Below are 17,692 nucleotides of genomic sequence, written 5' to 3' on the forward strand. Positions count from 1 at the left end.
GAGTCCATGTCCGCCAACGCATCCGCCCTGCTGTCCACCCCTTTGAACGCCCTGCACATCGAGCTGGGCGCCCGCATGGTGCCCTTTGCCGGCTACTCCATGCCCGTGCAGTACCCGCAAGGCCTGATCGCCGAACACAAGCACACCCGCACGGCAGCAGGCCTGTTTGATGTCTCCCACATGGGCCAGCTGCGCCTGATCGGCCCCGACGCGGCCGCTGCCTTTGAAACCCTGGTGCCCGTCGATGTGATCGACCTGGCCATTGGCAAGCAGCGCTACGGCCTGCTGCTCAATGACGAGGGCGGTATCGTCGATGACCTGATGTTCTTCCGCGTCTCGGAGCAGGAGCTGTTTGTCATCGTCAACGGCGCCTGCAAGGTGGCAGATATGGCACTGATCCGCGAACGCATCGGCCAGCGCTGCCAGGTGCTGCCCCTGCCCGACCAGGGCCTGCTGGCCTTGCAAGGCCCCCAGGCGGCCACCGCGCTGGCCCGTCTGGCACCCGGTGTCGAGCAACTGGTGTTCATGACCGGTGGCGATTTTGATGTGGACGGCATTGCCTGCTTTATCACCCGCAGTGGCTACACCGGCGAGGACGGCTTCGAGATTTCGGTGGCCGGCCACGAGGCCGAGGCGCTGGCGCGCAAGCTGCTGGCCCAGCCAGAAGTGCAGCCCATCGGCCTGGGCGCGCGCAACTCGCTGCGCCTGGAAGCAGGCCTGTGCCTCTACGGCAGCGACCTCGATGCCAGCACCACCCCACCCGAGGCGGGCCTGAACTGGGCGATCCAGAAGGTACGCCGCAGCGGCGGTGCGCGCGCTGGCGGCTTTCCCGGTGCGGACAAGGTACTCGCGCAGATAGACACCCCCGCCAGCCTGACCCGCAAGCGCGTCGGCCTGGTGGCGCAAGAGCGCATTCCCGTGCGCGAGCAGGTCGAGATTCGCAACCTGGCTGGCCAAGTGGTCGGCGTGACCACCAGCGGCCTGCTGGCCCCGACCATCGACAAGCCGATTGCCATGGCCTATGTGGAACCCGCTTTGGCGGCCATCGGCACCCAGCTGCATGCGATGGTGCGCGGCAAAGCGGTGCCCGTTGAGGTGGTGGCCATGCCTTTTGTCCCTCCCCGCTATTTCCGCGGCTAAAGTAGCTGCTGGGTGCGGCTGCCCGCACCCGCCTGAGCACAATTCAAGCCTACAAAACTGGAGTATTCCTATGACGATCAAGTTCTCCCGCGACCACGAATGGATCAACAGCGCCGACACCAATGCCGCCATCGTCGGCATCACCGTCCATGCGCAAGACGCGCTGGGCGATGTGGTGTTTGTCGATCTGCCTGAAGTCGGCGCCTCCTTCAACCAGGGCGATGTCGCCGGTGTGGTCGAGTCCGTCAAGGCCGCCGCTGACGTCTTCATGCCGGTGACCGGCGAGATCGTCGAAGTCAACGAAGCGCTGCGCAACGACCCGTCGCTCGCCAACTCCGACCCGCTCAACAGCGGCTGGTTCTTCAAGGTCAAGCTGAGCGATGTGTCCCAGCTCGACGCGCTGCTGGACGAGACCGCCTACAACGACTTCGCCGCCAACGCCTGACGCCCTGGCCCTGCTGCTGGCCTGCCACTGAACATTTTGCGGGCCACCAGCAGACCAGCCCTCAGGCTGACCCACTTTTTTCCTCGCTGCCAGCGCTCTTTGATACCGCGCCAGCCCCAACCCCTCCATTTACACCGCCTCGGACCATGCTGATGCCCTCCAAAGAGCCCCTCGCCGCGCTGGAAAACGCCAGTGAATTCATCGCCCGCCACATTGGCCCCGGCAGCGCCGACGAGGCCAGCATGCTGGCGGCCTTGGGCCTGCCCTCGCTCGATGCGCTGATCGAGAAGGTGCTGCCCGCCTCCATCGTGCGCAGCAAGCCGATGGACCTGCCCGAGCCCGTGACCGAAGCGGCCGCGCTGGCCGAACTCAAGGTCCTGGCCAGCAAGAACCAGGTGCTCAAGAGCTTTATCGGCCAGGGCTACTACGGCACCTTCACGCCTGGCGTGATTTTGCGCAATATCCTCGAGAACCCCGCCTGGTACACCGCCTACACGCCCTACCAGGCCGAAATCTCGCAAGGCCGCATGGAAGCGCTGGTCAACTTCCAGACCATGGTCTGCGACCTGACCGGCATGCCCATCGCCAATGCCTCGATGCTGGATGAAGCCACCGCCGCTGCTGAGGCCATGACGCTGGCCAAGCGCTCGGTCAAGTCCAAGAGCAACCGCATCGTGCTGGCCGGTGATCTGCATCCCCAGACCATTGAAGTCATCCAGACCCGTGCCGCGCCGCTGGGCCTGGAGGTGCTGGTGGCCAACAGCAAGGACGAATGGGAATCGGCTCTGGCCGGCGAGCTGTTTGCCGCCGTCATCCAGTACCCGGCCTCAAGCGGCTGGATTGTGGACTGGAAGGCCGACGTCGATGCCATCCATGCCAAGCAGGCCGCCGCGATTGTGGCCACCGATCTGCTGGCGCTGACCCTGCTCACGCCGCCTGGCGAATGGGGTGCCGACATCGTCGTGGGCAACAGCCAGCGCTTTGGCATGCCCATGGGCGCCGGCGGCCCGCACGCCGCCTTCATGGCCTGCCGCGATGACTACAAGCGCTCGCTGCCAGGCCGCCTGGTAGGGGTCAGCGTCGATGTGCATGGCAACCCGGCCTACCGCCTGGCGCTGCAGACGCGCGAGCAGCATATCCGCCGCGAAAAGGCCACCTCCAATATCTGTACCGCCCAGGTGCTGCCGGCGGTGATCGCCAGCATGTACGCGGTCTACCACGGCCCGGCCGGCCTCAAGCGCATTGCCCAGCGCGTGGCACGCCTGACCGCTATCCTGAGCCGTGGCCTGGCGGCGCTGGGCTTTAGCGCCCGCCACCATGACAGCGCTTTCGACACCTTGTCGCTGCACACCAAGGACGCCACGGACGCCATCCTCGCCCGCGCACTGGCCCAGGGCGCCAACCTGCGCAAGGCCTGGGGCGAGTACCTGTGCATCAGCCTGGACGAAACCTCCAGCCGCGCCGATGTGGAACTGATCTGGAGCATCTTCGCCCAGCCTGGCCAGGCCCTGCCCAACATCGAGGCCATGGACGAAGGCAGCACCTCGCTGATCCCCGAAGCACTGCAGCGCACCAGCACCTACCTGACCCACCCGGTGTTCAACACCCACCATTCCGAGACCGCGATGCTGCGCTACATCCGCAGCCTGTCGGACAAGGACCTGGCGCTCGACCGCAGCATGATCCCGCTGGGCAGCTGCACGATGAAGCTCAACGCGACCAGCGAGATGATCCCCATCACCTGGCCCGAGTTTGCCAACATGCACCCCTTTGCCCCGGCCGACCAGCTGCAAGGCTATGCGCTGCTCGATGCCCAGCTGCGCGAATGGCTGTGCCAGGCCACCGGCTACGCCGGCATCAGCCTGCAGCCCAATGCGGGCTCGCAAGGCGAGTACGCCGGCCTGCTCGCCATCAAGGCCTACCACGCCTCCAAGGGCGAGGCGCACCGCAATATCTGCCTGATCCCCAGCAGCGCCCACGGCACCAACCCGGCCAGCGCGCAGATGGTGGGTCTGCAGGTGGTGGTCACCAAGTGCGATGAGAACGGCAACGTGGACATGGCCGACCTGCAACTGGCCTGCGAAAAGCACAGCGCCAACCTGGCCTGCATCATGATCACCTACCCCAGCACGCACGGCGTGTTCGAGACCCAGGTGAAGGAGCTGTGCCAACTGGTGCACAGCCATGGCGGCCGCGTCTATGTGGACGGCGCGAACATGAACGCCCAGGTCGGCCTGGCCGCACCGGGTGAGTTCGGCGGCGATGTCAGCCACCTGAACCTGCACAAGACCTTCTGCATTCCCCACGGCGGTGGCGGCCCGGGCGTCGGTCCCGTCTGCGTGGTCGAAGACCTGGTGCCCTTCCTGCCCGGCCATGCCACGGCAGGTGTCCCTGGCAAGGTGGGCGCCGTCAGCGCCGCGCCGCTGGGCAATGCCGCCGTGCTGCCGATCAGCTGGATGTACATCCGCATGATGGGCGAGCCCGGCCTCAAGCGCGCCACCGAGACGGCGATCCTGAACGCCAACTACATCAGCAAGCGCCTGGAAGCCCACTTCCCGACCCTGTACGCCGGTGAGCACGGCCATGTGGCGCATGAGTGCATTCTGGATCTGCGCCACTTCAAGGACAGCTGCGGCGTGATGGCCGAGGACGTCGCCAAGCGCCTGATCGACTATGGCTTCCACGCGCCGACCTTGTCGTTCCCGGTGCCAAACACCTTGATGGTCGAGCCCACCGAGAGCGAGAGCCTCTACGAGCTGGACCGCTTCATCGCAGCGATGATCGCCATCCGTGGCGAGATCGCCGACATTGAAGCGGGCCGCGCCGCGCAGGATGACAACCTGCTCAAGAACGCGCCCCACACCGCCGAGACCCTGCTGGCGAGCGACTGGAGCCACGGCTACAGCCGCGAGGCTGCCGCCTACCCGGTGCCCGCGCTGCGCCGCGCCAAGTACTGGAGCCCCGTCGGCCGTGTCGACAATGTCTATGGCGACCGCAACCTGTTTTGCAGCTGCGTGCCGCTGGACAGCTACGGCACCTCGGCTTAAGTCTTAAGATAGCCTTCGGGCTTGTTCCGAAGCGACCCCAGCGGGTCGCTTTTTTACGTCTCTTCCTCCATCAGCAAAAATCAGCCCGGGACTGCACCCGAGCGCGGAGACTTCTTGGCATGGACAGCATCCTCATCATCGTCATGGGTGCAGCGCTCGCCGGCTTTGTGCAGGGCCTCTCGGGCTTTGGCTACAGCATGACGGCCATGGCTCTGTGGGCCTGGACCCTGGAGCCCTCGCTCGCGGCGGTGCTGGCGGTGTTTGGTGGTCTGTGCGGGCAGATCATCCAGGCGCTCAAGGTGCGGCGCGGTTTTGACGGCCGCATGCTCTGGCCCTTCTTGCTGGGCGGGCTGTGCGGCCTGCCGCTGGGCCTGCAGCTGCTGCCCATGCTCGATGCCCAGCTGTTCAAGACCGTGCTGGGCGCGCTGCTGGTCGTCTTCTGCCCGCTGATGGCCTTCTCCCACCGGCTGGGCGGCATCGTATCGGGGCGGCTCAGCCAGGGCCCCGGGCGTGCGCTGGCCAATGGGCTGGCGGGGCTGGCCGGCGGGGCCATGGCGGCGCTGGGTGGTTTTTCGGGCGTGGTGCCCACCTTGTGGTGCCAGATCACCGGCATGGCGCGCGACACCCAGCGCCAGGTGATCCAGAACTTCAACCTCACGATGCTGGCCGTCACCTTTGCCAGCTATGTGGGCACGGGCCTGGTGAGCCAGCGCATGCTGCCGCAGCTGGCGCTGGCGCTGCCGGCCATGGTGCTGCCCTCGCTGTGGGGCGCGCGGCTCTATGAGCGCATCAGCGATGTGACTTTCAAACGCGTGGTGCTGGGCCTGCTGACCCTCGCGGGCTTGGCCATGCTGGCTTCGAACTGGGCTTGACGGGGCTTGGGCTGTTGCGAATAAGTGACAGACCCGGCATCACCCATGCCCGGCCTCTCAGGGACGGGCAAAGCACTCCTATAACAATTGTCAGAGTCCCTCGCTGGCGCTGAAAAAGCCCCGGGCCAGCCCCGATAATCCAGTCGGCCTCTGTCCAGCCCAGGCCAGACCGGTGTCCGCATCTGGCCCTGCGCCGTGGGAAAGGACACACCCCAACCCATGCCCTCACCACACCCCCAGACCCTTTTGCCCGCTGAAGGAATGGACACCAATGGCCCAGCCATGGAGTCCATGGTGGCCGGTGCGCGCTCGCTGAGCACCTACCTGGTGCTGCTGATGCTGGCAGCGGCGCTGCCCATCTTGGCCGCAGGCATCTACACGGTGCAGCATGTGGCCCAGTCCTACCGGGACAGCAGCCTCAACCGCATGCTCGACATCACCAGCAACCTGGGCCAGGCAGCCGAGTCCGACCTGCTCAACCGCGCCAGCATGCTGCAGTCCTTTGCGGCAGATGGCAACTTCTCCTCGCCCCGCGCGCTGGACCGCTGGCTGCGCCTGACCGGTATGGCGGCGCCCAGCAGCCTGGTGCTGCTGCGCCCGGCCCAGGAGCAACCCGACATGGCCTCGTCGGCAGCGCCCGCGCTGCAGCCGATCCAGCGGGCGCTGGCCGATGAGGCACTGCGCAGCAGTGCGCCGGCTTTTTCACAGCTTTTCTTCCAGGACGGCCAGGCGACAGTGGCGATGGCGGTGCGCGTGGCCGCTGCATCGCCCCAGGTGCTGGTGCTGACCACGCCACCGGCCGAGGTGGTGAGCATCGCGCCCAGCCAGACCAGCGATAGCGTGCTGATGGCCATCACCGATGGCGAGGGCCGGATACTGGCGCGCTCGGCCCAGGCCGAGCGCTTTATCGGCACCACCGTGCCCGACTGGGCCAGGCTGCAGGCCGTGGGTGCCCACCGGGGCAGCTTCGAGGCCCTGCGTGCCGATGGCGGCCAGGTGATCTTCAGCTTCTACCAACTGCCCAAGACGCCCGGCTGGGTGGTGGTTGCCGGCGAACCATTGCAAGCCTTCAACGCCCGCTGGCAAACGCCCGTCATCCATATCGTGCTGGCCAGCCTGTCCGCGCTGGCCATTGCGGGCCTGCTCTGCGCCTGGGTCTCACGCCAGTTGCTGCGCCCCATCCGCCAGCTGACCATCAGCACGCGCACCGGCGCGTCCTATGCCGCAGCCACCGGCGACGGCCAGGTGCTGGTGGTGCAGGAGTATGAAATACTGCGCCAGAGCCTCAGCCGTGCACGCGCGCGCATCGAGTCGACCTTGGCCGCACAAAAACAGGTGGCCGCTGCGCTGGCCGCCAGCGAGCAGCGTGCCCGCACCTTGGCCCATGCCGGCGCTTCGGTGCAGTGGAGCCTCGATGCCAAAGGCCGCGCGCTGTCCATCGTCGGTTGGCAGGCCCTGGGTGGCGCGCCCGATGCGCAGGCACTGCAGCTGGGCTGGCTGCGCCATGTGCACCCCGAAGACGCCGCGCAGCTGCAAAACCAGGCCGTGCCGCTGTTGACCGACCACCGCCACACCTTGGATGTGGAGTTGCGCCTGCGCACCCAGGACGGCGCCTGGCGCTGGATGCGCGCCCGGGGCGCCGCCATTGTGGATGAGCAGCAGCGCATCAGCGAATGGCTGGGCGTGCTCGAAGACGTGGACGACCGCAAGCGTGCGCAGGCCGAGGTCGCCTACCTGGCGCTGCACGACCCGCTCACCGGCCTGCCCAACCGCAGCCTGCTGCAAAAGCCGATCTGCACGCCAGGCGGCACCGCTGGCGCCTTGCTGTATCTGGATCTGGACCGCTTCAAACAGGTCAATGACACCCTCGGCCACGCCACCGGCGACGCGCTGCTGTGCGCGGTGGCCGAGCGCCTGCGTGAGCTGCTGCGCGACACCGACCTGGTGGTGCGCATGGGCGGTGACGAATTTTGCATCGTGCAAAACGCCTCATCGGCACAAGCCGCTGCCAGCCTGGCCCAGCGGGTGATCGACAAGCTCAGTGCCGACTATGTGATCGAAGGCCAGCGGGTCAGCATTGGTGTGTCCGTGGGCATCGCGCTGCTGACCCAGCCCTCTGACACGCAAGACCCGGACGGCCTGCTGCGCAAGGCCGACAGGGCGCTCTACCAGGCCAAGCAGCAAGGCCGGGGGCGCTATGCGTTCTACACCGAGGCGCTGGGCAGCAGCAGCCCATAACACGCAGGCCCCCTGCCCGCGCTGAAACGAAAAAGCCAGCGCTATGGCTGGCTTCTCTCATCGGTCCGGCTGGCGCCAGTGCCCGCGACTACTTGCCACGGATATAGGTGTTCACCGCGCGGTTGTGCTCGTCCAGGCTCTGGCTGAAATGGCTGCTGCCATCGCCCTTGGCGACAAAGTACAGCGCCTTGGTGTTCTCGGGCTGGATGGCGGCCATCAGCGAGGCCTTGCCGGGCATGGCGATCGGCGTGGGCGGCAAGCCGGCGCGGGTATAGGTGTTCCAGGGCGTATCGGTCTGCAGGTCGCGCTTGCGCAGATTGCCATCGAATTTTTCACCCAGGCCGTAGATGACGGTCGGGTCCGTCTGCAGCAGCATGCCGATGCGCAGGCGGTTGATGAAAACCCCTGCCACCATCGCCCGGTCCTCGGCTCGCCCGGTTTCCTTCTCGACAATGCTGGCTAGCGTCAGCAAATCCTGCGGGCTCTTGAGCGGGCTGTCCGAGGGATTGAGCGACCAGACCGCTTCGAGCCGCTTGTCCATCGCCAGCATCGCGCGGCGCATCAAGGCCAGATCGCTGCTGCCCTTGGAAAACGCATAGGTATCGGGGAAAAACCGGCCTTCGGCCGGCATATCGGGCCGGCCCAGCGCTGCCATGATCTCCTCGGGCGTCATGGCTGCCGTGTCGTGGCGCAGGTGCTCTTCCTTGGCCAGGGCCGCACGCACCTGGCGCAGGTTCCAGCCTTCGACAATGGTCAGCACGCGCTGGCTGTCTTCACCGCGCACCAGGCGCGCCAGCAGGCTGCGCGGCGTCGTGCCGGCAGGTATCTCGTAGTTGCCGGCGCGGATCTTGCGGTCCTGGCCCGAGAGGCGGAACCACCAGTACAGCAGATCCGGATTCACCTCGATGCCCACGGCCTGCACCGCCTGGGCCACCGCACGCGGCGAGGTGCCCGGCTCAATCTCCAGCTCTGCGGTCGTGCCGCCTTTGCCCAGGGCCAGCGGCTGGTTCAACCAGACATAGCCCGCACCGGCAGCGGCCAGTGCCAGCACAACAATCAACATGAATAAACGCTTCACAACCCTACCGCCTCCGTGCAATGGAGCGAGCATCATAATTCACCCCATGACTCAAGCATTACAGGGACACCTTTCGCTCCAGCATTTGGGCGTTATCCGCGCCGAGGGCACCGATGCCGCCAGCTTTTTGCAGGGCCAGCTCAGCCATGATGTGCAGTTGCTGCCCGTCGGCCAGGCCAGGCTGGCGGCCTTTCTGTCGGCCAAGGGCCGTATGCAGGCCAGCTTTATTGTGATCAAGCGCAGCCCAGACGAGTTCTGGCTGCTCACCAGCCGCGATGTGCTGCCCGCCACGCTCAAACGCCTGTCGATGTTTGTGCTGCGCGCCAAGTGCAAGCTGAGCGATGCCACCGAGGCCGTGCAACTGCTGGGCCTGGCCGGTGATGCCGTGCCCGCCGAAGCGCGCAACCTGGCGCCCTGGCAAGTGCTTGCGCTGGAGGATGCTTCCGTGGTGCGCCTCTATGCCGCAGACGGCGAGAGCCGCGCGCTGCTCGCCGCCCCTGCGGGCAGCGCCCTGCCCGCGCAGGCCACGGCCAGCCCCGCGATCAGCGCGCAGGCCTGGCAGCTGTCCATGGTGCAAGCCGGTGTGCCGTTGATCACCACGCCGGTGGTCGATGCCTTTGTGCCCCAGATGCTGAACTTTGAATCGGTCGACGGCGTGAGCTTCAAAAAAGGCTGCTACCCCGGCCAGGAAGTGGTGGCACGCAGCCAGTTCCGCGGCACCCTCAAGCGCCGCATGTACCGGCTCGCCTCGGCCACGCAGCCCCAGCCGGGCCAGGAGGTCTTTGCCGCCAGCGACGACAGCCAGCCGGTGGGCACCGTGGTTCAGGCCGCTGCCAGCGCATCGGGTTTCGAAGCCCTGGTCTCGATGCAGATTGCGGCCGCCAACGAGCCGCTGCACCTGGGCAGCAGCACCGGCGCGGCCCTGCAGCTGCTCAGCCTGCCCTATGCGCTGAAGGAAGACATCTGAGCGCGTATTTGTTATCTCCCAAGACAGTGGTAACTGTCTGCTTCATCACAAATACGACAATTTCTCAGGCCAAAAGAGCGCCCCGGCAGCCGTTACAGAATTTTTATGGCATTTGCGCCGTAATTTGCTAAAATTGCAGGACTTTGCAAGCAGGAGCCGTCCAAGCAGCCTCTGCAAGCATGACGGAACAACTACTCAAGCGCATCTTGACCATCACACTTGCCGGGTCTGGGAAACCAGACCCGGCTTTTTATTGGCCAAATTATCGAATCGCTGCATAGGGCCATTGGCTAGACCAGGGGGCCCGCCCTCGGTCAGCGCAGGGTTTTCTGCATCGAGATATGGGCAATGCCCGCTTCCTCGTAGGGCTCGCCGACCACCGTGAAGCCCGCGCGGCGGTAGAAGTTCTCGGCCGTGCGCTGCGCATGCAGCTCCACCTGCCGCTTGCCCTGGCGCGCGGCAGCGTCCACCAAGGCATCGAGCACCTGGCGGCCCAGGCTGCCACCGCGCAGCGGCTTGGCCACGGCCATGCGGCCAATGCGCATCCCATCGGCTCGGTGCTCTTCCTGCGCGCTGGGCAGCATGCGGCCGGTGGCCACGCACATGCCCAGGCCATTGAGCGCCACCGCATGCAGCGCGCTCACATCAAAGGCATCGGCCTCGATCTCGGCAGGGATGCCCTGCTCGCGTACAAAGACCTGCATGCGCAGGCGCATCGCCTCCTGGCCCAGCACATTCCAGCTGCCGGTCTTCAACTCCACCATCTCTTCGCCCGCTTCAAAGCGCTGCACCATGCGGCGGTAGGCCTCGGGCAGCGGCTGGGGCTGCTGCGCGCTGTCGGCAAACACATAGACCATCGTCGCCGTCGCCAGCAACTTGCCCGCACAGTAGATGGCCGCCTCGTACTGCACCGAGGTGTTGCCCAGCTTGGCCACGCGCAGGCCGATGTCGATCACATCGTCCAGGCGCGCCGAGGCATGGAACTCCAGCTGCGAGGCGCGCAGGAACAGCTCGCCGCCCAGGCGCTGCATGCCCTCCTCGTATGGCACGGCCAGCTGGCGCCAGTACTCGGACATCGCAATGTCCACATAGCTCAGGTAATGGGCATTGAAGACCACTTTCTGCAGATCGACCTCGGACCAGCGCACGCGCTGGCGGCTGCGGCAGCGAAAATCGGCCAGGCTGGTGGCGGGGGTGTCGAACAGGGTCTGGGAGTTGCTCATGGTGTTGTCGGTATTCTAAAAATTGGCCATCAAGAAACGGGCTGGCTGCAGCGCCGCGCTCAGTCAAAGGCTGCGCGCAGCGCCTGGGCCATCTGCGCATGGCAGGCCCGTGCTTCCTTGAGCGCGCGGCCCATTTTCACAAACTCATGGGCGACGCCGGCATAGGTGTGCAGCTCCACATCGACGCCGGCAGCGCGCAAGCGCTCGGCATACATGACGCCCTCGTCCACCAGCGAATCGCATTGCGCCAGGTGGATGCTGGCAGGGGCCAGGCCGCGCAGATCGGGCGCCAGCAAGGGCGCAAAACGCCAGTCGTCGCGGTCGGTCAGCGTGCGCAGGTAGTTGCTGAACATCCAGCTGATCATCGGCTTGGTTAGAATGGGCCCCTGGCTGTAGCGCGCATGCGAGGGCGTATCCTGGTGCGCCGCGCAACCGGGGTAGATCAGCAGCTGCAAGGCCAGGTCGATACCGGCATCGCGCGCGAGAATCGCATTGACTGCCGCCAAGGTGCCGCCTGCGCTGTCGCCGCCCACTGCCAGGCGGCCGGTATCGGCCCCCAGCGCCATGCCTTCGGCTGCCAGCCACTGCAGGGCATCCCAGGCATCGTTGCTGGCGGTGGGAAAGCGGTGTTCGGGCGCCAGGCGGTAGTCCACCGAGACGACCATGCAGCAAGCCAGGTGGGCCAGCTCGCGGCACAGTGTGTCATGCGTGTCCACGCTACCGATCGTAAAGCCCCCGCCATGGGTGAAGAGCAAGACCGGCTGCAGCGGGTCCCAGCTGGCGGCGTAGAGCCGCGCCGGGATCTGAAAACCATCGCGCGCAGGGATATGCAAGTCCTCAACGCGCGCCAGCTCGGGCTTGGCAATCTCCAGCACCCCGGCGCCAATGCCGTAGGCCTGGCGCGCCTCTTGCACCGTCATCTCCCACATGGGGGTGTGCTGGGCGCGGGCCATGCGCTCGACCACGCTGCGCATCGTGGGAGTCAGCTCGGCGATCACATCGGCAGGCATGGACAGTTCGGCGGGGAGATGGGCTTTGGAGCGGGGTGAGGCGTCAGACATACATCGTTGCCCAGCCAGCCGGCATGGGCGCAATTGGGGAACAGGGCCGGCTGATTATCAGCCATTGCCCATTCACAACGGGGCATGTCGGTCACCCATGTAAAAGGCCCTGCCAACTTGACAGAGCCCTCCTTCACAGATGCTGGATGCCGAGCTTAGCTACTCGAAGCGCAGCTCCACCGGCTGTGCACCGTCGAGCCCCTTGTACTCCACCCGGATCTGCTGGCCGGGCTGGGGCGGCATCAAGGCCGAGTACGAACCCAGGCTGATCCAGTCGCCCACCTTGAGCCGCTGCCCTTCGGCCTGGAGGGCTTGCGCGAGCCAGACCACGGCATTGAGCGGCTGGCCCATCAGGTCGCCGCCGCGCCCGCCACCCAGCCGCGCGCCGCTCTGGTCGGTGATATCGACCTGCATGCTCTGCAGCGCATTCAACAGCGCATAGCGCTCGGCGCGGAACTGGGGCACGGGCATCGCACTGCCCATCACGCCCATGCGCGCGCCTACATTCATCGCCTCGACGGCCGCGCCATCGAGCTGGGCGGGGTTCTCCACCACCAAGTCAGGCAACTCGACAAAGGGGACGATGCGGTCGATGTTGTTGAGCACCTGCAGCGGCGTAGTCGCACGGTTGATGGCACTGCTGGAGACGCGCACCAGCATGTCCGCCTCAAACATCGGGCGCGCGCCAAAGGCGGCAGGCACGGTGCTGCGGTTGGGCAGCAGGGCGCCCTCGTACAGCACACCCCATACCGGCTTGTCGGTCTGAAAGCGCTTTTGCATGGCCGCGCTGGTCAGCCCCGCCTTGTAGCCAATGGGCTTTTTGCCCTGGGCCAGCCAGGCGGCATTGAGCTTGTTGCGGCTGCATCTGCCATCGGCCTCGGTCATCGCGGCGGCCGGCGCCACGGGCTGCTTGGCCTCATAGGCCTGCAGCCACTGCGCGACCTGGGCGTCATCGAGGCAAGCGGCCTGGGCCATGCCAGCGCCGGCAGCCAGGCCAGCGGCCAGCCAGAGGGGGGAGAGACGAAAACGCCAAGCAGGGTGCATCATCCAAAGTCTCCTGTTCCAAGTACCTGTTCTGAATGCGGCCAGAGAACCTGTCTACGATCTCAGAGACCGCCCCGAACACCAACATACCACCCGCCTCGCCCGCCCCGACTAGGGAAAGCGCGCAGCCCGCCCGGCCTGGCGCCAATGGCCCCCCTTTTGCTTGATGCAGGTCATGCCGCCATAGCCACAAAGCAACAGACGCTATAGTATTTGCAGGACCAAGGGACCCTCTGCAAAACTCCCTGCCGTGGTCTAAACGCGGACTCGGGCGATCCGCTGCGTTGTCTTCCTTGTCAATAGCTCGCTATTGACTGCAAAAGACGCCTTGCGCCTCATCCCGATCCGCGTCCATCCCATTGGGCGAGGATTTTGCAGAGGATCCCTAGCCACAACAGGAGACCCAACATGCGCACTGTTTATGAGCCGGCCAGCGCCGTGCAAGCCCATGTTCTGCAGGACGTGCTGCGCCAGCATGGCATCAGCAGCTTTGTCAGTGGCGAGCACCTGCAAGGCGCGATCGGCGAGCTGCCCGCCGGCAGCCTGGTGCGTCTGCTGGTCGACGACGCCGACTGGGCACCGGCCCGCCGCGCGCTGGAGGAATGGGAGCGCGCACCGCTGATCGACGATGCCGAGCTGGCGCAGGCCGATCCCAGCCTGGCCGATCAGCCGCAGCCAGGGCCCGCCCATGAACCGCGCCTTGACCTGGCCTGTGATCCGGGCGCGGATGCGGGCGCGCCAGGTCGCTACAGCGACGCCGCGCGTTGGTACCCCTGCTGGTGGGCCGCCGGCGCCGCACTGCTGGCGCTGTGCCTGCATTACCTGCTGGGCGGCGTGCCCCAGGCCGATGCCGCTGGCAGTGGCGGCGCTGCCGGGCAGGCCCAGCAGGCGCCCGGTGCCGCGCCCGCCCAGCGCGAAGACCCGCCAGCAGCGCCCTCGGGCAGCCGCTGAGCGCCGACTGCAGCACCTGCAGCGGCTGGTCTGCCCCGGCCTACCTCGGCCTTTGCGCGCGCAATAAAAGTATCAAATATTGATACCCTTGCGGTATAAAAATCGCATACACCGCCAAATATCTGCAGCTGCCGCCGCGCACTGCAGACAATCGCCTCGTTGCAAATCGCTGCAAGCGCACAGGCCATCCGGCCCGCAAATGGCTCCAACCATGGCGCGCAAATGCGATGATGACGCCCGAGGAGAATGAGAGAGATATGAACGCCCAACTTCCAGCGCCGCTGGCCCCTGAGCTCAGCGCCCTGACCACCCTGCCCGCGCTGTTTGCCTACCGCTGCAACCACAGCCCTGAGCGCGAAGCCTACCGCTGGTTTGATACCGCAACCGATGCCTGGCAATCGTTCAGCTGGGCAGAGATGCAGGCCCAGGTCGCACGCTGGGGCCAGGCGCTGCAAGGCCTGCAGCTGGCACGCGGCGCACGCATTGCCACCTTGCTCACACACAGTGTCCATGCCATCTGCATCGACCAGGCCGGCATGGCCCAGGCCTGCGCCACCGTGCCGCTGCATGCCAATGACAACCCCGGCAATATCGCCTTTATCCTGGCCGATGCGGCCGCCTCGCTGCTGCTCATCAACCGCCTGGAGACCTGGGAGCAGATCGTGGCGACTGGCACGCCGCTGCCCGCGCTGCGCTGCGTGGTGATCGATGACCCGCAGCAAGCGGCGATCCCGGTATTGGCCGGCAGCGAAGGTCTGCCGCGCCTGGTCCGTTTGCAGGACTGGCTGGCCGAGACCGATGGCAACAGCACCCCATCACAGCCGGTCCAGGCGCCAGAAGCGCAGGACATGGCTGCCATCGTCTACACCAGCGGCACCACCGGCAAGCCCAAGGGCGTGATGCTGAGCCACCACAATGTGCTGAGCGACGTCAAGGCCGTGCTCGGCCGCGTCGTGCCGACGCAGGACGATGTCTTTCTGTCCTTTCTGCCGGTCTCGCACACCTTTGAGCGCAGCTGCGGCTACTACCTGCCGATGGCAGTGGCCAGCACGGTGGTCTATGCCCGTTCGGTCGCGCTGCTGGCCGAGGACATGCTCAGCATTCGCCCCACCATCTTGGTGTCCGTACCCCGCATCTACGAGCGCATCTACGCCAAGATCCAGGAAAAGCTGGCCAGGTCGGCCTTCAAGCGCGCGCTGTTTGCCGCCGCTGTCTCCAAAGGCTGGGCCCGCCACTGCCAGGCCCATGGCCTCATCAATACCGACGCACCGCAAGGCGGCTGGGCGCGCTGGCTGCCCTGGTCGCTACTGCAGAAAAAAGTGGCCCAGCCGATTCTGGATTTGTTTGGCGGCCGGCTGCGCATTGCCGTGACCGGCGGCGCGGCCATTCCTTCGGTGGTGTCGCACAGCTTTTTGGGCCTGGGCCTGAATGTACTGCAGGGCTTTGGCATGACCGAGACCTCACCGGTGCTGACCGCCAACTCGCTGCAGCACAACGACCCATCGACCGTGGGCAAGCCACTCGATGGCATGGAAGTGCGCATTGGCGAGAACAAGGAGCTGCAGGCACGCGGCCCCAACATCATGATGGGTTACTGGGGCCGCCCGGAGGACACGCGCCAGGCCTTTACCGACGACGGCTGGCTGCGCACCGGCGACCAGGCCGAGCTGGTGGGTGGTGAAGTGCGCATTGTGGGCCGCATCAAGGAGATCATCGTCACGGCCACCGGCGAGAAGGTGCCGCCCTCGGACATCGAGCAGGCGCTCTGCGCCGATCCGCTGTTCGAGCAAAGCTTTGTCGTCGGCGAGCACCAGCCCTTTATCGCCTGCGTCGCCGTCGTCAACCGCGAAGAATGGAAGCAGCTGGCCAGCAGCCTGGGCCTGGACCCGGACAACAGCGTCAGCCTGCAGGCCAGCGCCGTGCGCAAGATCGCGCTGGAGCGCATCGCCGCGCAGTGCCAGGGCCTAGCCAAGTATGCGGTGCCGCGCGCCGTCTACCTGGTCACCGATCCCTGGACCATCGACAACGGCCTGATGACCCCGACCTTGAAGCTGCGCCGCCCGCAGCTGATGCACAAGTTCGCCAGCGAAATCGCGAACATCTACGCCAAGTAAATCGCCGCACCTGCATGCAAAAACCGCCGATGCCCTTGGCAGGCATCGGCGGTTTTTTGATCTCTGGCGCAGCGTGGCCCGCCATGCAGGCCCACGGGCACTTGCGAAGGGTTTACTTCTTGGGGAAGTAGTAGTTCAGCAAGGCGCCAGCACCATCGACACCGGCCTTGGACGACCACTCCCGGGCGAACTTCTCGCCCATCAGGTCCAGCGCGCGGCGCAGCTCGTAGGAAGGCTGGCTGATCTTGGTGCCATGCTCGACCAGCACCTTCTGCGCAGCATCGTCGGCATCCTTGGCCAGCTGCCAGCCGCGCGCCTCGGCCTGCTTGGCGGCGGTGTCCAGCGCCGTCTTGGCGCCGTCGGAAAGGCCCGACCAGCTCTTCTCGCTCATCAGGATCAGGTTCTTCGGAATCCAGGCGCGCATGTCGATGAAGATGCCCATCGCGTTCCAGGACTGGCTGTCCACACCGGTGGTGCTCGATGTCAGCATGACATCGACCTTGCCGGCCTGGATGGCCTTGGCCAGGTCATTGGCAGGCGTGTCGACCGGGGTCGCACCCGCCACTTCGGCGATGTACTTGGAGGCGACATTGTTGACGCGGAATTTCTGGCCCTTGACGTCATCGAGCTTGTTCACCGGCGCGCGCGAGAACAGGCCCTGGCCAGGCCATGGCGCGGTGTAGAGCAGGCGAATGCCCTGCTTTTTCAGCAGCGCTTCGATCGGCTCGCGCGTGGCGACCCACAGGCGCTTGGCATCGTCAAAGCTGCGCACGATAAAGGGCAGCGAATCGATGGCAAAGGCGGGGTACTGGTCGCTGAAGTTCGACATGAAGATCTCACCGATCGCCAGATCACCCTTGCTGAGCGCAGGCATGACCTGGTTCATCGGCATTAGCTTGGCATTGGAGACCACCTCGATCTGCAGACCACCCTGGCTCAGGCCATTGGCTTCACGCGCAAACTGCGTCAGATTGCGGGTGTGGAACAGCGTGTCGGTATAGGCGCCGGCGCACTTGAGCGGCGTCGCTGCCGCGCTAGCGATATGCGGCAGCGACCAGACCATCCCCGAGCCTGCGGCCAGGCCCATGCGGGTCAGCGCCTTGCGCCGGGACGGACTGGCAAGCGTTTCGTTGGAGTTGTGATCTGCCATATGACGATTCCTTGGTATCTGAGCCAGGCATTCCCATTCCCAAGGATGCTGCAGGCCGCATGTGTACTGAAAAGCCCCACAAAGAGCAAAACGCTGCCCGCAGCCGCATGGCAAGCCATGCGGCGCTTTCAGCAACCGTGCCATTCGATTTATTTGGTCACTAGCGTCACAACTTGTGTGAGGAGCCGACGCAATCTATCTTGGCTTGCGCAACATAGCAATCGCTATCGATCACCACAGAGACATTGCTTGATACAAGTCACCTATTGCGCAGTACAGAAGTGGGCAACGACTAGCATTTAGTCACAGCACATACTTTCTGAAACTACAAAAATAATAGCTGCTTTCCTCCCCTGCCAGGG

General features: G+C 65.6%; 13 protein-coding genes. 8 read left to right on the forward strand and 5 right to left on the reverse strand.

Annotated elements, in window-relative coordinates; genetic code table 11:
- The first annotated feature begins 6 nt into the window (after positions 1 to 6).
- The 5 genes from gcvT (at position 7) to WH265_RS02500 (ending at position 7,742) form a co-directional block, all read left to right on the forward strand.
- Positions 7 to 1,140: a glycine cleavage system aminomethyltransferase GcvT gene (gene gcvT, locus WH265_RS02480; protein ID WP_339557214.1), complete on the forward strand. Its 1,134-nt coding sequence runs from the start codon at positions 7 to 9 to the stop codon at positions 1,138 to 1,140.
- A gap of 70 nt (positions 1,141 to 1,210) precedes the next feature.
- Positions 1,211 to 1,585 carry a glycine cleavage system protein GcvH gene (gene gcvH, locus WH265_RS02485; protein WP_021028599.1) on the forward strand — a complete coding sequence of 125 codons (375 nt, stop codon included), beginning with the start codon at positions 1,211 to 1,213 and terminating at the stop codon, positions 1,583 to 1,585.
- Positions 1,586 to 1,731: 146 nt separating this feature from the next.
- The gene (gene gcvP / locus WH265_RS02490) at positions 1,732 to 4,632 is read left to right on the forward strand and encodes an aminomethyl-transferring glycine dehydrogenase (protein ID WP_339557215.1); all 2,901 of its coding nucleotides are present in this window, start codon (positions 1,732 to 1,734) and stop codon (positions 4,630 to 4,632) included.
- Positions 4,633 to 4,751: 119 nt separating this feature from the next.
- Complete coding sequence (locus WH265_RS02495; protein WP_339557216.1) at positions 4,752 to 5,504, forward strand: sulfite exporter TauE/SafE family protein; 753 nt, start codon at positions 4,752 to 4,754, stop codon at positions 5,502 to 5,504.
- Between the two features lie 246 nt (positions 5,505 to 5,750).
- Positions 5,751 to 7,742, forward strand: coding sequence for a diguanylate cyclase domain-containing protein (locus WH265_RS02500; RefSeq protein WP_339557217.1), 1,992 nt, complete (start codon positions 5,751 to 5,753; stop codon positions 7,740 to 7,742).
- Positions 7,743 to 7,830: 88 nt separating this feature from the next.
- Here WH265_RS02500 and mltG read toward each other — a convergent pair whose 3' ends face one another.
- A complete protein-coding gene (gene mltG / locus WH265_RS02505) occupies positions 7,831 to 8,805 on the reverse strand; it encodes an endolytic transglycosylase MltG (protein WP_339557218.1) in 975 nt (324 codons plus the stop codon).
- A gap of 61 nt (positions 8,806 to 8,866) precedes the next feature.
- On the opposite strand from mltG, the gene ygfZ reads away from it, so the two are divergent.
- Positions 8,867 to 9,787 (forward strand): CAF17-like 4Fe-4S cluster assembly/insertion protein YgfZ, encoded by a 921-nt coding sequence (gene ygfZ / locus WH265_RS02510; protein WP_339557219.1) that lies wholly within the window; start codon positions 8,867 to 8,869, stop codon positions 9,785 to 9,787.
- 314 nt (positions 9,788 to 10,101) lie between these two features.
- Here ygfZ and WH265_RS02515 read toward each other — a convergent pair whose 3' ends face one another.
- From WH265_RS02515 to WH265_RS02525, 3 genes are all read right to left on the reverse strand, one after another.
- The gene (locus WH265_RS02515; RefSeq protein WP_339557220.1) at positions 10,102 to 11,010 is read right to left on the reverse strand and encodes a YbgC/FadM family acyl-CoA thioesterase; all 909 of its coding nucleotides are present in this window, start codon (positions 11,008 to 11,010) and stop codon (positions 10,102 to 10,104) included.
- 59 nt (positions 11,011 to 11,069) lie between these two features.
- Complete coding sequence (locus WH265_RS02520; RefSeq protein WP_339557406.1) at positions 11,070 to 11,984, reverse strand: alpha/beta hydrolase; 915 nt, start codon at positions 11,982 to 11,984, stop codon at positions 11,070 to 11,072.
- 246 nt (positions 11,985 to 12,230) lie between these two features.
- Entirely contained in the window at positions 12,231 to 13,118 is an 888-nt protein-coding gene (locus WH265_RS02525; RefSeq protein WP_339557221.1) for a 2-keto-4-pentenoate hydratase, read from the reverse strand.
- Positions 13,119 to 13,523: 405 nt separating this feature from the next.
- Between WH265_RS02525 and WH265_RS02530 the strand changes: the two genes are divergently transcribed.
- Positions 13,524 to 14,066, forward strand: a complete 543-nt coding sequence (locus WH265_RS02530) for a putative signal transducing protein (protein WP_339557222.1) — start codon at positions 13,524 to 13,526, stop codon at positions 14,064 to 14,066.
- 257 nt (positions 14,067 to 14,323) lie between these two features.
- A complete protein-coding gene (locus WH265_RS02535; protein ID WP_339557223.1) occupies positions 14,324 to 16,180 on the forward strand; it encodes an AMP-dependent synthetase/ligase in 1,857 nt (618 codons plus the stop codon).
- Between the two features lie 112 nt (positions 16,181 to 16,292).
- Here WH265_RS02535 and WH265_RS02540 read toward each other — a convergent pair whose 3' ends face one another.
- Entirely contained in the window at positions 16,293 to 17,330 is a 1,038-nt protein-coding gene (locus tag WH265_RS02540) for a TRAP transporter substrate-binding protein (protein WP_339518723.1), read from the reverse strand.
- Between the last annotated feature and the right edge of the window lie 362 nt (positions 17,331 to 17,692).

The sequence above is a fragment of the Comamonas sp. MYb396 genome (assembly GCF_037479555.1).
In the GTDB taxonomy this organism is placed as follows: domain Bacteria; phylum Pseudomonadota; class Gammaproteobacteria; order Burkholderiales; family Burkholderiaceae_C; genus Comamonas.

Bases quoted from the DNA above. Each gene is read 5' to 3' on its own strand.
- gcvT (WP_339557214.1), top strand. From the start codon at position 7: ATGTCCGCCAACGCATCCGCCCTGCTGTCCACCCCTTTGAACGCCCTG.
- gcvH (WP_021028599.1), top strand. From the start codon at position 1,211: ATGACGATCAAGTTCTCCCGCGACCACGAATGGATCAACAGCGCCGAC.
- gcvP (WP_339557215.1), top strand. From the start codon at position 1,732: ATGCTGATGCCCTCCAAAGAGCCCCTCGCCGCGCTGGAAAACGCCAGT.
- WH265_RS02495 (WP_339557216.1), top strand. From the start codon at position 4,752: ATGGACAGCATCCTCATCATCGTCATGGGTGCAGCGCTCGCCGGCTTT.
- mltG (WP_339557218.1), bottom strand. From the start codon at position 8,805: ATGTTGATTGTTGTGCTGGCACTGGCCGCTGCCGGTGCGGGCTATGTC.
- ygfZ (WP_339557219.1), top strand. From the start codon at position 8,867: ATGACTCAAGCATTACAGGGACACCTTTCGCTCCAGCATTTGGGCGTT.
- WH265_RS02515 (WP_339557220.1), bottom strand. From the start codon at position 11,010: ATGAGCAACTCCCAGACCCTGTTCGACACCCCCGCCACCAGCCTGGCC.
- WH265_RS02520 (WP_339557406.1), bottom strand. From the start codon at position 11,984: ATGCGCAGCGTGGTCGAGCGCATGGCCCGCGCCCAGCACACCCCCATG.
- WH265_RS02525 (WP_339557221.1), bottom strand. From the start codon at position 13,118: ATGATGCACCCTGCTTGGCGTTTTCGTCTCTCCCCCCTCTGGCTGGCC.
- WH265_RS02530 (WP_339557222.1), top strand. From the start codon at position 13,524: ATGCGCACTGTTTATGAGCCGGCCAGCGCCGTGCAAGCCCATGTTCTG.
- WH265_RS02535 (WP_339557223.1), top strand. From the start codon at position 14,324: ATGAACGCCCAACTTCCAGCGCCGCTGGCCCCTGAGCTCAGCGCCCTG.
- WH265_RS02540 (WP_339518723.1), bottom strand. From the start codon at position 17,330: ATGGCAGATCACAACTCCAACGAAACGCTTGCCAGTCCGTCCCGGCGC.